The organism is Bacillus sp. FSL R5-0512 (assembly GCF_038593295.1).
Classification (GTDB): Bacteria; Bacillota; Bacilli; order Bacillales; family Bacillaceae; genus Bacillus; species Bacillus safensis.
The window spans coordinates 2,018,278-2,031,991 of the sequence record NZ_CP151982.1 but is presented as its reverse complement, the minus strand read 5'-3'; the positions used below and the strand labels follow the sequence as shown (position 1 = coordinate 2,031,991).

Annotated in this window: 18 protein-coding genes; 17 read left to right on the top strand and 1 reads right to left on the bottom strand. The window is 42.5% G+C overall.

The genetic code is table 11. The features are described 5' to 3' along the window. Positions 1 to 28: 28 nt before the first annotated feature. From NSQ25_RS10295 to ypjB, 7 genes are all read left to right on the top strand, one after another. A complete protein-coding gene (locus NSQ25_RS10295; protein ID WP_008344562.1) occupies positions 29 to 568 on the top strand; it encodes a ReoY family proteolytic degradation factor in 540 nt (179 codons plus the stop codon). 61 nt (positions 569 to 629) lie between these two features. Beyond that, a complete protein-coding gene (locus NSQ25_RS10290) occupies positions 630 to 1,076 on the top strand; it encodes a YpiF family protein (protein ID WP_326136263.1) in 447 nt (148 codons plus the stop codon). A gap of 144 nt (positions 1,077 to 1,220) precedes the next feature. Next, positions 1,221 to 1,727, top strand: coding sequence for a ubiquinol-cytochrome c reductase iron-sulfur subunit (locus tag NSQ25_RS10285; protein ID WP_007500911.1), 507 nt, complete (start codon positions 1,221 to 1,223; stop codon positions 1,725 to 1,727). A 2-nt stretch (positions 1,728 to 1,729) separates the two neighbouring features. Further along, positions 1,730 to 2,404, top strand: coding sequence for a menaquinol-cytochrome c reductase cytochrome b subunit (gene qcrB / locus NSQ25_RS10280; RefSeq protein WP_003215804.1), 675 nt, complete (start codon positions 1,730 to 1,732; stop codon positions 2,402 to 2,404). 41 nt (positions 2,405 to 2,445) lie between these two features. Continuing rightward, positions 2,446 to 3,213 carry a menaquinol-cytochrome c reductase cytochrome b/c subunit gene (locus NSQ25_RS10275; protein WP_024422792.1) on the top strand — a complete coding sequence of 256 codons (768 nt, stop codon included), beginning with the start codon at positions 2,446 to 2,448 and terminating at the stop codon, positions 3,211 to 3,213. Between the two features lie 100 nt (positions 3,214 to 3,313). Next, positions 3,314 to 3,907 (top strand): DUF1405 domain-containing protein, encoded by a 594-nt coding sequence (locus NSQ25_RS10270; RefSeq protein WP_024428102.1) that lies wholly within the window; start codon positions 3,314 to 3,316, stop codon positions 3,905 to 3,907. Positions 3,908 to 3,972: 65 nt separating this feature from the next. Beyond that, positions 3,973 to 4,776, top strand: coding sequence for a sporulation protein YpjB (ypjB, locus tag NSQ25_RS10265; protein WP_061109287.1), 804 nt, complete (start codon positions 3,973 to 3,975; stop codon positions 4,774 to 4,776). 30 nt (positions 4,777 to 4,806) lie between these two features. Here ypjB and NSQ25_RS10260 read toward each other — a convergent pair whose 3' ends face one another. Next, complete coding sequence (locus NSQ25_RS10260; protein ID WP_024422789.1) at positions 4,807 to 5,679, bottom strand: YitT family protein; 873 nt, start codon at positions 5,677 to 5,679, stop codon at positions 4,807 to 4,809. A gap of 137 nt (positions 5,680 to 5,816) precedes the next feature. Here NSQ25_RS10260 and NSQ25_RS10255 point away from each other — a divergent pair, with 137 nt between their 5' ends. The 10 genes from NSQ25_RS10255 (at position 5,817) to panD (ending at position 13,664) form a co-directional block, all read left to right on the top strand. Continuing rightward, positions 5,817 to 6,152, top strand: coding sequence for a nucleotide pyrophosphohydrolase (locus NSQ25_RS10255; protein WP_024422788.1), 336 nt, complete (start codon positions 5,817 to 5,819; stop codon positions 6,150 to 6,152). 5 nt (positions 6,153 to 6,157) lie between these two features. Beyond that, a complete protein-coding gene (dapB, locus tag NSQ25_RS10250; protein ID WP_034280443.1) occupies positions 6,158 to 6,961 on the top strand; it encodes a 4-hydroxy-tetrahydrodipicolinate reductase in 804 nt (267 codons plus the stop codon). 17 nt (positions 6,962 to 6,978) lie between these two features. Next, the gene (mgsA, locus tag NSQ25_RS10245; protein WP_024422786.1) at positions 6,979 to 7,398 is read left to right on the top strand and encodes a methylglyoxal synthase; all 420 of its coding nucleotides are present in this window, start codon (positions 6,979 to 6,981) and stop codon (positions 7,396 to 7,398) included. Further along, positions 7,385 to 8,089, top strand: coding sequence for a bacillithiol biosynthesis deacetylase BshB1 (gene bshB1 / locus NSQ25_RS10240; RefSeq protein ID WP_024422785.1), 705 nt, complete (start codon positions 7,385 to 7,387; stop codon positions 8,087 to 8,089). Before mgsA ends, bshB1 begins: the two co-directional genes overlap by 14 nt. A gap of 2 nt (positions 8,090 to 8,091) precedes the next feature. Beyond that, a complete protein-coding gene (bshA, locus tag NSQ25_RS10235) occupies positions 8,092 to 9,237 on the top strand; it encodes an N-acetyl-alpha-D-glucosaminyl L-malate synthase BshA (RefSeq protein ID WP_065214693.1) in 1,146 nt (381 codons plus the stop codon). Then, positions 9,230 to 10,432, top strand: coding sequence for a CCA tRNA nucleotidyltransferase (locus NSQ25_RS10230; protein ID WP_081124529.1), 1,203 nt, complete (start codon positions 9,230 to 9,232; stop codon positions 10,430 to 10,432). Before bshA ends, NSQ25_RS10230 begins: the two co-directional genes overlap by 8 nt. Then, positions 10,405 to 11,388: a biotin--[acetyl-CoA-carboxylase] ligase gene (locus tag NSQ25_RS10225; RefSeq protein ID WP_081124528.1), complete on the top strand. Its 984-nt coding sequence runs from the start codon at positions 10,405 to 10,407 to the stop codon at positions 11,386 to 11,388. Before NSQ25_RS10230 ends, NSQ25_RS10225 begins: the two co-directional genes overlap by 28 nt. A gap of 197 nt (positions 11,389 to 11,585) precedes the next feature. After that, the gene (panB, locus tag NSQ25_RS10220; protein ID WP_024422781.1) at positions 11,586 to 12,425 is read left to right on the top strand and encodes a 3-methyl-2-oxobutanoate hydroxymethyltransferase; all 840 of its coding nucleotides are present in this window, start codon (positions 11,586 to 11,588) and stop codon (positions 12,423 to 12,425) included. After that, positions 12,422 to 13,288, top strand: coding sequence for a pantoate--beta-alanine ligase (panC, locus tag NSQ25_RS10215; RefSeq protein ID WP_065214696.1), 867 nt, complete (start codon positions 12,422 to 12,424; stop codon positions 13,286 to 13,288). The genes panB and panC overlap by 4 nt, the downstream gene beginning before the upstream one ends. After that, entirely contained in the window at positions 13,281 to 13,664 is a 384-nt protein-coding gene (panD, locus tag NSQ25_RS10210; RefSeq protein WP_024422780.1) for an aspartate 1-decarboxylase, read from the top strand. The genes panC and panD overlap by 8 nt, the downstream gene beginning before the upstream one ends. The last annotated feature ends 50 nt before the right edge of the window (positions 13,665 to 13,714 follow it).

The window sequence follows — 13,714 nt, the reverse complement described above, 5'->3', positions numbered from 1 at the left end:
TTTAATTTACGATAGAGGAGGGAATAACATGCAGACCCCTGTTTCTGTCAATGAAAAAAAGGAATTTATCCGGTGGTTCTTAAACCATTATCAGCTAAAGCGAAGAGAGTGTGTTTGGATATTAAATTATTTAATGAGTCACGACTCTTTGATGGAAAAGGTTCATTTTGTAGAGCAAGCAGAATTTTGCCCAAGGGGAATCATCATGTCAACACACTGTGTGGATGAAGTTCCCTTTAGATTTTATAAAGAAAACATTATGACGACAGATGCTGAAAAGTCATTTCATGATATTCGTTTGAATAAACAGCAGGATTTGTTTATTCAATTGAATTTCCGTTCTGCTTATCGTTCGCCGGAATATGCAGCTGTTCTTGAAACAAATCCTCATATTCCAAAGGATCTTTATGAGAACGAAAAAGATAAGGATCTTGCTGAGAAAGTGCTTGAGCACTCAATCGCAACTTTCCAAAAAGAACGGCTCATGAAAGAGATAGATGAAGCACTTGACCGTCATGATCAAGAAACATTTAATAAGCTGGCAAAAGAATTAAGCCTATTGTCATAAACTGAACGAATAAGCCTTGCCCTATACAGGCAGGGCTTATGTCATGAAAGAGGGGAATTTGATGAGATTTCAATCAGAGGACGCGGATCGCTTTTTGCAATCTAAAGCTTACATTGATACCGCTGTCATTCCATTAGTTGGGATGAATGCGGATCAAATGAAACAAACCGTGTCTTTAGGAGAGTTTACTATTCTTGTAGCAGATGAACTTGAAAGACAGTTAAAAGGGCGGGTTTTTCTTTTTCCGCCACATACATATTTGGAAGTAAGTGACCGGAAACAAGAAGACATACTCACAATGAAGCAGTCGCTCAACGATCATTTTCAGCATGTTGTATTGATCACATCTAATCACCAGTGGAAAGAGCATACTGAGATCAATGAATCGCTATTTTTGCTCAAGCCGGTTCCGCTGGAGCATTTGAAGGTTGAATTAAAGCAAAAAGTGATTCAAGACAGTGTAGAACAAATTTTGAACTTTTTGTTACAAAAATGGAACCCTTCATAAAAACCCTTACATTTGCATTGTACATAGCTTTTTAGGATGTTGACCTTGTGAATAGATTGATATATTATGAGGGTGTCCTAGTTTTATGAAATTTTTTCTAATTCAGTTATAAAGTAGCTGACGACCTGAGGGGGGGAGAAAAAAATGAGCGAGAAGAGACATGGAGTGTCCAGGCGTCAATTTTTGAATTACACGTTGACCGGCGTGGGGGGATTTATGGCCGCTGGAATGCTCATGCCTATGGTTCGCTTTGCGCTTGACCCTGTGCTAAAAGGAACAGAGGATCAGGATATGGTTCAAGTTGTCAGTGTAGATGAACTGACAAAGGAACCGAAGCGCTTTGACTTTAAAATTGATCAAGTAGATGCATGGTACGAGTCAAAGGAATCTAGGTCAGCATGGGTGTACAAAGAAGGGGATGAAATTGTCGCTTTATCGCCAATCTGTAAACATTTAGGATGTACAGTGAACTGGAACAGTGATCCGAAAAATCCAAACAAATTTTTCTGCCCGTGCCATTATGGGCTGTACGACAAGGATGGTACAAACGTACCCGGAACTCCACCGCTTGCACCGCTTGACCATTATAAGCAGCAAGTGAAGGACGGATACCTCTATCTTGGAAAAGCTGTGCCGAAAGGGGAAGGGTAACGATGCTTAACAAGATTTACGATTGGGTAGATGAGCGGCTGGACATTACACCAATATGGAGAGATATTGCGGATCACGAGGTGCCAGAGCACGTCAACCCAGCACATCATTTCTCCGCTTTTGTGTATTGTTTTGGCGGTTTAACGTTTTTTGTGACAGTCATTCAAGTCCTTTCGGGCATGTTTTTAACGATGTATTACGTGCCGGATATTAAAAATGCCTGGGAATCTGTCTATTATTTGCAAAATGAAGTGGCATTTGGCCAGATTGTCAGAGGGATGCACCACTGGGGTGCGAGTTTAGTTATTGTGATGATGTTTTTACATACGCTAAGGGTCTTTTTCCAAGGGGCGTATAAAAAGCCTAGAGAGCTGAACTGGATTGTTGGTGTGCTCATTTTCTTTGTGATGCTTGGACTTGGTTTTACAGGTTATCTTTTACCATGGGATATGAAGGCGCTGTTTGCGACTAAGGTTGGTCTTCAAATAGCAGAAGCAACACCTTTCATTGGTAAAGAGATCAAAACGCTGCTTGCAGGTCATCCTGACATTGTAGGGGCACAAACGCTGACGAGATTTTTCGCTATCCATGTCTTTTTCTTGCCAGCGGCATTATTTGGGCTGATGGCTGCCCACTTTATTATGATTCGTAAGCAAGGAATTTCTGGACCGCTTTAAAATGCTGCGTTTGATGAATGTTCAATGAGGAGGGGATGACTTTGCATAGGGGAAAAGGGATGAAGTTTGTCGGAGATTCCAGAATACCGGCAGAAAGAAAACCTAACATACCTAAAGACTATTCCGAATATCCGGGAAAAACAGAAGCCTTTTGGCCGAACTTTCTTTTAAAGGAATGGCTTGTAGGTGCCGTTTTTTTAATTGGATTTCTTGTCCTAACTGTTGTTCATGCGCCTCCGCTTGAGCGGATGGCTGATCCAACAGATACTGGCTATATTCCGCTGCCAGACTGGTATTTCCTATTTTTGTACCAGTTATTAAAATATGAATTTGCTGCAGGAAACTTCACTGTCGTCGGCGCGATGATTATGCCTGGAATTGCGTTTGGTGCACTTTTGCTGGCACCATTTCTTGATTCAGGTCCAGAACGCAGACCGTATAGAAGACCAATTGCAGTCGGGATGATGATTCTTGCAGTCGGCGCAGCAACATATTTAACGTGGGAGTCTGTTGCAACTCATGATTGGGAAGCAGCGGCAAAACAAGGTGAGATTAAGAAAGAAGCAGAGATTGATACTTCAGCTGAAGAGTATAAAATTTATCAAGAGCAGACATGTATCTCCTGCCATGGGGATAACATGCAGGGCGGAGCAGCTGGACCGTCACTCGTTGACAACGGTCTCTCGCCTGAGGAGATCGCTAAAATCGCTGTAGAAGGTAAAGGCAACATGCCGAAGGGTGTTTTTAAAGGCAGTGATGAAGAACTCGAGAAGCTCTCTAAATATTTATCTGAGGTCAAATCAAAATAATTCAGTTGTTTAAATGCAAGTACAAGGATATACTCAAAAGAGAAAAAGCTGGCGCTGTCAGCTTTTTTCTGATTTTAACAGATCGTGAGTGAAGAGACATATGAGATGGATTCAATATTTGCTAGCGACGCGCTACATGCTTGTGCTGGTGCTTATGATCAATTTCCTTGGCACTGTGTACGGCTACTATTGGTATATTCCGCAGCTCGTAGAGACACCGGCTGTCTTTTTAGCTTTTGTACCAGACAGTCCAACGGCCAGCTTTTTCTTTTTATTTGTATTACTTGCGTTTTTGATGAAACGAAATGCTCCTTATTTTGAAGCACTTGCTCTTGTGACCTTGATTAAATATGGGTTATGGGCGGTAGGAATGAATATCTTTGTGCTTTTATCTGTTGATGATTTTCCGTGGGAAGGATACATGCTGATTGGGTCTCACTTTGCGATGGCGGTTCAGGCTGTATTGTTTGCGCCATATTATCGTTTTCAAATGCGTCATCTCGTGGTAGCAGGCATTTGGATCTTACATAATGATGTAATTGATTATGTATTTGGTATGATGCCCCGTTATTCTATGCTGTCTGCTTACTCAAACGAGATCGGCTACGTGACGTTTTGGCTAAGTATTGCGGTTCTTCTTGTTTCGTATTATCTCGTTCTATCGAAAAAATCGGTCAAGCTGGAACTCCCTTAACAATGTTGGTCTAACCTTGTCCTTTTCTTCATACGCTGTAAGGAGAAGGGCTAGGAGGGACTTGCATGAAACGAAAGCCAATCGCGATGATTCTATTATTTTTTCTCGTATTACAGCCAGCAGTTGCCAAAGGTGAGGAAACAGCTGCTAACACGCTGCAAGAATTAACGGAACTATCAGATTCCATCTTTCAATTAACGAGACAAGCTAAATATGATGAGGCGTTACAAGTCGCATTGTATGTTGAAAAGACATTTAAAGCTGAGAATTGGCGTGGAACTTTGACGAATACGCAGATTCGGCAAATTACACTTGGCTATCAAGATATGATAAAAGGGCTGCCGCAAGAAGAATTGAATGAGCGCGAAAAGCTTCGTTATGCCTCTCAATTTAGAATGCTGCTTGATGCGATCCAGTCGGATTCTGAGCCTCTTTGGGGTTCGCTGGAGAAGCCCATTATGGGGTCTTTTCCTACTTTGAAAAAAGAAGTAAAAGATCCAGAATCGACGACATTTTATGAAACTTGGAATGAGCTGGTTTCTTTATACGATATGATCTATCCAAGTTTAACCATTGATATTTCGTCTGAAAAGCTGCAGACAATTAAGCAGCACATGGAAGTAATTGAGCAAGGTGAGTTTTTAAAAGCATCAAGTGGGACAAAGCTTGAACGTCTCACGAAGCTGGAAGAGGATTTATCGAGTGTGTTTGCTCACGTCGATGAAGATGAAGCTGATCCATCGCTTTTATGGGTCATCCTAACAACCGGGAGTATCATTTTATTAACGTTAACGTATGTTGGATTTCGGAAATATCGTGCCGAAAAAGAAAAGAAACAAAAACGTCAGGCTGATTATCCTAAATCATAAAAAAAGAAGCCCAAAACTGGTGCTTCTTTTTTAATGTGGATTGAGCGGCTTTTTGTGTTCATCTAATGTAAAGCCTTCACCGAGTACATCATGCACGTCACTGACAGATACAAACGCATGAGGATCGACTGAGGTCACGACACTTTTGAGGTGGACAAGCTCGTTTTTCGGAACGACGCAATAAAGGACGTTGCGCTCCTGCTTCGTATAGGAACCGACCCCTTTTAAGATGGTGACACCGCGCTCCATTTCATCCGTGATTTTCTTTTGAATGATGTCATCTTTTTCAGAGATAATCATGGCGCCTTTGGCAGCGTAAGCGCCTTCCTGCATGAAGTCAATGACCTTCGCAGCAACAAACACTGCGACAAGTGTATACATCGCTTCTTTATAATTTAAGTAGGTCAGAGAGATGGTAATGACGCATGCGTCGAAGATGAACATCGTTCGTCCCATTGCCACCTGATAATGCTTGTTGATCAGTCTTGCAATGATGTCCACACCGCCTGTTGTACCGCCGAATTTAAAGATGATCCCGAGGCCTGTTCCGATAAATACACCTGCAAAGAGGGCGGCTAAGGCTAAATCGTGCTGGAGAGGCATATGTATTTGAAAGCGCTGGAAGATGGCAAGAAAGACAGAAAGACTCACTGTTCCTACAATTGTATAAGTAAACATCGTTCTGCCAAGCATTTTCCAGCCTATAAAAAAGATCGGAATGTTTAAGACAAGGTTTGAAATAGATGGGTCAATGTGAAATAGAAAATATAAAAGCAGTGTAATACCTGTAAATCCGCCTTCCGCCAAATTGTTCTGCATATTAAAATGAACAAGACCGAAAGAAAAAATCGCAGATCCTATTAAAATAAATACGATATTTTTAAGACGAATTTCTTTTAGCAAGAGACCACTCCTTTTTTTGCTTAGACAGCGATAATATTATATGGTATGGGAGAGAAACAAGCAAACTGAGTCTTAAACATTTGTCAAATATTTATGATTTCGCTAACATGTAAGAGATGGATAGGAGGATGAGCTTCATGACGAAAGAAAAAACGCTGCGTCACGTGCAGCAAGAAGTAGATGATTACATAGGACAATTTAAAGAAGGCTATTTCAGCCCGCTTGCGATGATGGCCCGCCTGACAGAAGAATTAGGGGAGCTGGCAAGAGAGGTTAACCATTACTATGGAGAAAAGCCGAAAAAAACAACGGAAACAGAAAAAAGCATGGAAGAAGAAATTGGCGATGTTTTGTTTGTGTTAACATGCCTCGCTAATTCACTTGATATTTCACTAGAAGAAGCACATGATCGTGTGATGCATAAATTCAATACAAGAGATAAAGACCGCTGGACGAAAAAAGAAGGGAAGTAGAGACGATGACAAACGAAACCATCAAAGTAGTAATCGCTGGAGCAAGAGGAAGAATGGGGATAGAGGCTGTGAAGCTGGCGGAAGAAACAGGCCATTTTGAGCTGGTGGCCGCACTTGATCACACGCATGAAGGAAAAAAATTATCTGATGTGATTCATACGACATCTAATGCACCGATTTATACGGATATTGATGTGTGTCTTTCAGAAACAGCACCAGATGTATTAATTGATCTGACAACACCTGAAATCGGGAAAGTACATACAAAAAAAGCACTTGAACATGGCGTGCGTCCAGTCGTAGGAACAACTGGATTTTCAGAAGATGACCTAAAAGAGCTTCAGCAATTAACAGAAGAAAAGGGCATAGGCTGTATTATTGCACCAAACTTTGCTGTCGGTGCGGTCTTAATGATGAAATTTGCCAAAATGGCCGCGAATTATTTCCCTGACGTTGAAATCATTGAGCTTCACCACGATAAAAAACTAGATGCCCCAAGCGGTACGGGCTTAAAAACGGCTGAAATGATTGCAGAAGTAAGAGAAAGCAAAAAGCAGGGACATCCAGAAGAGAAAGAATTAATCGAAGGGGCACGAGGAGCCGATTATGATGGTATCCGTCTGCACAGCGTGAGACTTCCTGGTATGATTGCACATCAAGAAGTGCTGTTTGGAATGGACGGACAGACGCTCACCATTCGTCATGATTCTTATAACCGTGCATCCTTTATGTCAGGCGTGAAGCTTTCAGTAGAGCAGGTCATGCACATTGATCAACTCGTTTATGGTTTAGAAAATATCATCGACTAATAAGGAGTGGATTCCTGATGAACATTGCTTTAATCGCTCATGATAAGAAAAAAAGTGACATGATTCAGTTTACCACCGCGTATCGTGATATTTTGGCAGATCATACACTTTACGCAACAGGGACAACAGGTTTGAGAGTGAAAGAAGCGACGGGGCTTCCCATTCATCGTTTCCAATCAGGACCACTTGGGGGAGATCAGCAGATCGGTGCTTTAATTGCTGATAATGCAATGGATCTTGTGCTCTTTTTTAGAGACCCGCTAACTGCGCAGCCGCATGAACCGGATGTATCTGCACTCATCCGGCTTTGCGATGTGTATACCATTCCATTAGCCACCAATATGGGAACTGCTGAAATTTTAGTCAGGAATTTAAATAAAGGTACGTTTGATTTTCGAGATGTAGCAAAAAACGGAGGAACAAATGAAACGACTTGATATCCTTGCATTCGGTGCCCATAGCGATGATGTAGAGATCGGAATGGGCGGAACGATTGCAAAATACGTAAAAAAAGGGGCGCGCGTCGGGATTTGCGACTTGACCCAGGCCGAATTATCTTCAAATGGAACAGTAGAGAGCCGCAAAGAAGAAGCAAAAGCCGCCGCCGCTATTTTAGGTGTCAGAGCGAGAATCCAGCTTACACTGCCAGATAGAGGGCTGTATCTAAATGACGAAGCGATGAAGGAAATTGCGGGCGTGATTCGAACATACAAACCGAAACTGATTTTCGCTCCGTACCACCAAGATCGGCATCCAGATCATGGCCATGCGGGCTCACTTGTAGAAGAGGCCGCTTTTTCTGCAGGTATACATAAATTTGAAGATTCATACAAGCAGCCAGCGCATAAAATAAGCCAAATGTATTATTACATGATTAATGGGCACCATCGTCCAGATTTTGTGATCGATATTTCTGAGGAAATGCACCAAAAAATTGATAGCTTGCACGCGTATAAAAGCCAATTTGTTAAATCGGCAAACTCAGTAGAGACACCTCTTGTGAACGGTTATATTGATTTTGTCAAAATGAGAGAGTCTATGTATGGAAGAGAAGTCAACAAAGCTTATGCAGAAGGGTTTATCACAAAGAAACCACTTTTGTTGGACGATGACTTACTTGGGGGGTAATTATGAAAAAACTGAGGATCGGAATTACTTGTTATCCAAGTGTCGGCGGCTCAGGCATTATCGCCACGGAGCTTGGAAAACGTTTAGCTGAAAAAGGGCACGATGTTCATTTCATTACCTCTAGCATTCCGTTTAGGCTTAATAAAGTATATCCGAATATTTATTTTCATGAGGTGGATGTGAATCAATATGCAGTTTTTCAATATCCGCCTTATGACCTTGCGCTGGCAAGTAAATTGGCAGAAGTCGCAAAACGAGAAAAGCTTGATATTATTCACGCGCATTATGCAGTCCCGCACGCTGTCTGTGCGTTTCTAGCCAAACAAATGACTGGACACTCTGTGAAAGTCGTTACGACGCTTCATGGAACGGATATTACGGTTTTAGGCTATGATCCATCATTAAAAGAAGTGATCCGGTTCGCCATCGAATCATCGGACCGCGTAACAGCGGTGTCGCATTCGTTAGCTGCGCAGACGTACGATCTCATCAAACCAGATAAAAAAATTGATACGATTCATAATTTTGTTGATGAACGGGTGTATTTGCGTGAAGATCACGATTTGTTAAAGACACATTATGGTCTTTTACCGAACGAAAAGGTCATCATCCATGTATCAAACTTTCGAAAGGTGAAACGGGTGCATGATGTGATTCATGTGTTTCAAAAGGTTTCTGAACAGGTGCAGGCAAAGCTGCTGCTCATTGGTGATGGCCCTGAGAAATCGGTTGTATGTGAACTCGTGAAAAAATTAGGACTGACAGACCGCGTATTGTTTTTAGGCAAGCAAGAGAAGGTTGAGGAGCTTTATTCAATAAGTGATTTGAAGCTGCTTCTTTCGGAGAAGGAGAGCTTTGGGCTTGTGCTTCTTGAGGCAATGGCATGCGGTGTCCCTTGTATCGGTACGGATGTCGGCGGTATTCCAGAGGTCATTACACATGGAGAAACAGGGTTTCTTGTCCCGCTCGGCGATATAGATGGAGCAGCAAAGCACGCAGTGTCACTGCTGAAAGACGAAGCGCTTCATGAAAAAGTGTCAGCGGCAGCACAGTCTAGTGTTCAGGCTCATTTCTCCTCTGATAAGATTGTGAGTGAATATGAGAAGCTTTACCTAGAATTGATCGAAGGTGATGATGAAGATGAATGAACCATTCACACATGCGATCCCTATATTACATACACTGCACGAACATGGGCATCAGGCTTACTTTGTCGGCGGAGCGGTGAGAGATGTTCTATTAGGACGGGAAATCGGCGATATCGATATTGCGACAGATGCAACACCTGATAAGGTTGAGTCCTTATTTGAAAAAACAGTAGATGTCGGTAAGGAGCATGGCACTGTCATTGTGTTGCATGATGGTGTCAGCTATGAGGTCACGACGTTTCGAACGGAATCAGAATATGAAGATTTTCGCAGACCGAAAGAAGTGGCGTTTATCACGTCGCTTAAGGAAGATCTTTTAAGAAGAGATTTAACGATTAATGCGATGGCCATGGATATAAATGGGGAAATTATTGATCATGTAGGTGGAAAACAGGATATTAAGCGGAAACGAATTCAAACCGTAGGAGATCCTGCGTGCCGCTTTCAAGAAGATGCGCTTCGCATGATGAGAGCTGTCCGTTTTTTAAGCCAGCTTGGCTTTGAACTCGCTGATGAAACGGCTGAAGCTATGAAAAAGGATAAACATCTGCTTGCCAACATATCAGTTGAGCGCAAAAAGATTGAAATGGAGAAGCTTTTAAAAGGCCGTCATTGTGAGAAGGCCATTCAAGTACTCATTTCAACCAAATTATATGAAGAATTGCCAGGTCTCAAAGAGGAGTGTCTTCATGAATCCTTTCAAGCCTTTCCATATTACTTACTGGATGGACTAGAAGAGGTATGGGGGGCTTTCATCCATTTGCTCGGCCTAGATGAAGCGGAGGCTGCGGCCTTCTTAAAAGAATGGAAGCTGTCAACGAAGCTTTTGAAAGACGCAGTGGCTATTAGTCAATACGTTGATTGTGACTGGGATGCGGAAACCATGTTTGAAGCTGGTGAACACGTGCTCTTATCTAGTTTGAAGATCACACAGCTAAAACATGAGCGCCGCATTTTCTTTGATGAGCTGGAGGCAGCGAAGCGTTCTTATGATGCACTTCCGATTAAAAAGCTCCAAGACCTCGCTGTTTCAGGAAAAGATTTAATGGCCTTTCGGCAAAAGCCGTCTGGGAAATGGATTGCAGAGGAGCTTGATTTTGTGAAAAAAGCCGTTTTGCAAAACCGTTTAGAAAACCGAAAAGAAGCCATAGAGGAGTGGCTTAAAGCATGCGATCCGCAATTAGAAAACGATTAATTGAGCTATTTACAGAATCCAGTCAGGATTTTGTCTCAAGTCAGCAGATTTGTGATGAGCTTGGCTGCTCCCGAACAGCTGTGTGGAAGCATATGGAGGACTTGCGAAAAGAGGGGTATGAGGTAGAAGCAGTTAGAAGAAAAGGATACCGTCTGCTTCGTAAACCGGACAAAATTAGTGAGGACGAAATTCTGTTTGGTCTGGAAACAGAGAGCTTCGGCAGGCATATTTACTTTCAGAAAGAAGTCGCTTCCACTCAGCTGATTGCCCATGATCTTGTCAATGAAGGTGCGCCCCACGGCACAATCGTTGTCAGCGATCATCAGACAAACGGAAAAGGGCGTCTTCAAAGAACGTGGCATTCACCAAATGGGACAGGCATTTGGATGAGTCTTATTCTCCGGCCTGAGATCCCGCTGCATAAAGCGCCGCAAATGACGCTTTTGGCATCTGTAGCCATCGCAGAAGCGATTGCGCAGCAAACAGGACTCAATCCATCTATTAAATGGCCAAACGATATTTTGTTGAATGGAAAAAAGGTCGTTGGCATTCTGACTGAATTAAAAGCAGAAGCTGACCAGGTTCATGCGGTCATCATTGGGCCGGGTATTAATGTGAACCAAACAGCTGATGACTTCCCGGATGAACTAAAGGATGTCGCCACAAGTCTGCGGATGGAACTGAATGAAAAAGTGGATCGGGCTGCACTCATACAACAGATCATGTCCACTTTTGAAAAAAGGTATGACGATTACATGAAGCAAGGATTTGCGCCGATTAAACAATTATGGGAATCGTTTGCGATGACGATCGGTCAACATATTGTTGCCCGCACCGTCAATGGGCAATATACGGGGAAGGCGCTTGGCATCAATGAAGAAGGTGTTTTATTGCTTGAAACGGAGGACGGTATCCAAAAAATCTACTCCGCAGACATTGAGATCAAGTCAACTTGAGTGGAACACCCGGCACATTTTTGATATACTTCGTGTGGGCAGTATCTGCAAAGAACTGTACCTGTTAGGAAGAAAAATTCGATAAATTTCTGCCTTGATCCTAAGGGACTTGGACAGAGGGATGATTCGCCGCACATGAGAAATCAAAGCATGTGATGTGAGGCAAGCCATCTCCTCTCCAGAATGAGGAGGAACAAATGAAGACAAAGCTAGATTTTTTCAAAATGAAAGAACAAAACGAACCTATTGTGATGCTGACCGCATACGACTATCCAGCTGCAAAGCAAGCGGAAAAAGCGGAAGTCGACATGATCTTAGTTGGTGATTCACTTGGGATGGTTGTACTTGGACTAGATTCCACAGTTCAAGTCACGATGGATGATATGATCCATCACACAAAAGCAGTGAAAAGAGGCGCAAAAGACACATTTGTTGTGACTGATATGCCATTTATGTCTTACCATTATTCGTTAGAAGAAACAATGAAAAATGCAGCACGCATCATGCAAGAAAGCGGTGCCGATGCCTTAAAGCTAGAAGGTGGAGATGGAGTATTTGAATCCATTCAAGCTTTAACAAGAGGCGGAATTCCTGTCGTCAGTCATTTAGGCCTCACACCTCAATCAGTTGGTGTACTTGGCGGGTATAAAGTGCAAGGAAAAGACCACGAAAGTGCTCAAAAATTGATTGAAGACAGCTTGAAATGTGAGGAAGCCGGAGCGATCGCTCTTGTGCTGGAATGCGTACCTGGCGAACTGACAAAACGAATTACCGACATGCTGAAGATTCCTGTGATCGGAATTGGTGCAGGAGCTGAGGCAGACGGACAAGTTCTCGTTTACCATGATGTGGTAGGATACGGGGTGTCTAGAACACCTAAGTTTGTGAAACAATACGCGCAAATTGATACTGTTTTAGAAGAAGCGCTCATTCAATATACGAAAGAAGTAAAAGCACGCACATTTCCAGAGGACATGCACACGTTTCATATCAAAGAAGAGGTCCTTGATGGCTTATATGGGGGAATCAAAAAATGAACGTTGTCACCCATATTCACGAGCTAAAAGAATTAATTAAGCAGCATCAAGAAAACCAGCATTCCATCGGCTTTGTCCCAACGATGGGCTTTCTTCATGAAGGACATCTGACGCTTGCGAAAGAGGCAAGAGGTCAAAATGACATTGTCGTGATGAGTATTTTTGTCAATCCGTTGCAATTTGGACCAAATGAAGACTTTGAATCCTATCCAAGGGATATGGAAAGAGACCAGCGTCTTGCAGAACAAGCAGGGGTGGATATTTTATTTACACCTGATGTGAAAGAAATGTACCAAAATGAACCATCTATTACGATGACGGTTCAAAAGCGGACGGATGTCTTATGCGGAAAAAAACGCCCAGGACATTTTGACGGCGTTGTCACTGTGCTCACAAAGCTGTTTCATCTTGTGTCACCAACAAATGTCTACTTTGGACTAAAGGATGCACAGCAAGTCGCTGTGATCGATGCGATGATCAAGGATTTCTTCTTTGATCTTCACCTTGTATCTGTACCGACAGTCAGAGAAGAAGACGGTTTAGCGAAAAGCTCAAGGAATGTGTACTTGTCAGAAAAAGAAAGACAAGAAGCACCCGCTTTATACCGCGCATTAAAAAAAGGACGGTCAGCTGTTGAAAAAGGTGAACGTGATGTCAGTCGTGTATACCAGCTGATTGAAGAGGAACTTGTTCAGACGTGCGGAGAAATTGATTATATTGAGATCTACTCATATCCAGAACTTGAGCCGCTTGAGCAGTTAACAGGTCAAGTCATTATGGCGATTGCGGTGAAATTTTCACGGGCAAGACTGATTGATAATGTGATTTTCCATGTTCCTGAAAGCGGTGAAAAACATGTATAGAACCTTTATGACATCTAAGCTTCATAAAGCAACGGTAACAGAAGCAAACTTACATTATGTGGGAAGTATTACAATTGACGAAGATTTACTTGATGCGGCAGGTATGATGGCAAATGAGAAAGTACAAATTGTCAATAATCATAATGGCGCAAGACTTGAAACATATATTATTCCCGGCGAAAGAAAGAGCGGTGTCATTTGTCTAAATGGGGCGGCGGCGAGACTCGTTCAGCCAGGGGATGAAGTCATTATTATCGCTTATGGGATGCTGTCAGAAGAAGAAGCAAAGACACATACACCAAAAGTGGTCGTGTTAAATAAACAAAATCAAATTGAACAAATGATTGGGCAAGAGCCTGCGAGAACGATTTTATAACGCAAGCTCCATGGAAACAGAACAGTTTCAGAAGAGAGGCTGTTCTGTTT

Coding starts and splice junctions, on each gene's coding strand:
- NSQ25_RS10295 (WP_008344562.1), top strand. CDS start 29: ATGCAGACCCCTGTTTCTGTCAATGAAAAAAAGGAATTTATCCGGTGG.
- NSQ25_RS10290 (WP_326136263.1), top strand. CDS start 630: ATGAGATTTCAATCAGAGGACGCGGATCGCTTTTTGCAATCTAAAGCT.
- NSQ25_RS10285 (WP_007500911.1), top strand. CDS start 1,221: ATGAGCGAGAAGAGACATGGAGTGTCCAGGCGTCAATTTTTGAATTAC.
- qcrB (WP_003215804.1), top strand. CDS start 1,730: ATGCTTAACAAGATTTACGATTGGGTAGATGAGCGGCTGGACATTACA.
- NSQ25_RS10270 (WP_024428102.1), top strand. CDS start 3,314: ATGAGATGGATTCAATATTTGCTAGCGACGCGCTACATGCTTGTGCTG.
- ypjB (WP_061109287.1), top strand. CDS start 3,973: ATGAAACGAAAGCCAATCGCGATGATTCTATTATTTTTTCTCGTATTA.
- NSQ25_RS10255 (WP_024422788.1), top strand. CDS start 5,817: ATGACGAAAGAAAAAACGCTGCGTCACGTGCAGCAAGAAGTAGATGAT.
- dapB (WP_034280443.1), top strand. CDS start 6,158: ATGACAAACGAAACCATCAAAGTAGTAATCGCTGGAGCAAGAGGAAGA.
- mgsA (WP_024422786.1), top strand. CDS start 6,979: ATGAACATTGCTTTAATCGCTCATGATAAGAAAAAAAGTGACATGATT.
- bshB1 (WP_024422785.1), top strand. CDS start 7,385: ATGAAACGACTTGATATCCTTGCATTCGGTGCCCATAGCGATGATGTA.
- bshA (WP_065214693.1), top strand. CDS start 8,092: ATGAAAAAACTGAGGATCGGAATTACTTGTTATCCAAGTGTCGGCGGC.
- NSQ25_RS10230 (WP_081124529.1), top strand. CDS start 9,230: ATGAATGAACCATTCACACATGCGATCCCTATATTACATACACTGCAC.
- NSQ25_RS10225 (WP_081124528.1), top strand. CDS start 10,405: ATGCGATCCGCAATTAGAAAACGATTAATTGAGCTATTTACAGAATCC.
- panB (WP_024422781.1), top strand. CDS start 11,586: ATGAAGACAAAGCTAGATTTTTTCAAAATGAAAGAACAAAACGAACCT.
- panC (WP_065214696.1), top strand. CDS start 12,422: ATGAACGTTGTCACCCATATTCACGAGCTAAAAGAATTAATTAAGCAG.
- panD (WP_024422780.1), top strand. CDS start 13,281: ATGTATAGAACCTTTATGACATCTAAGCTTCATAAAGCAACGGTAACA.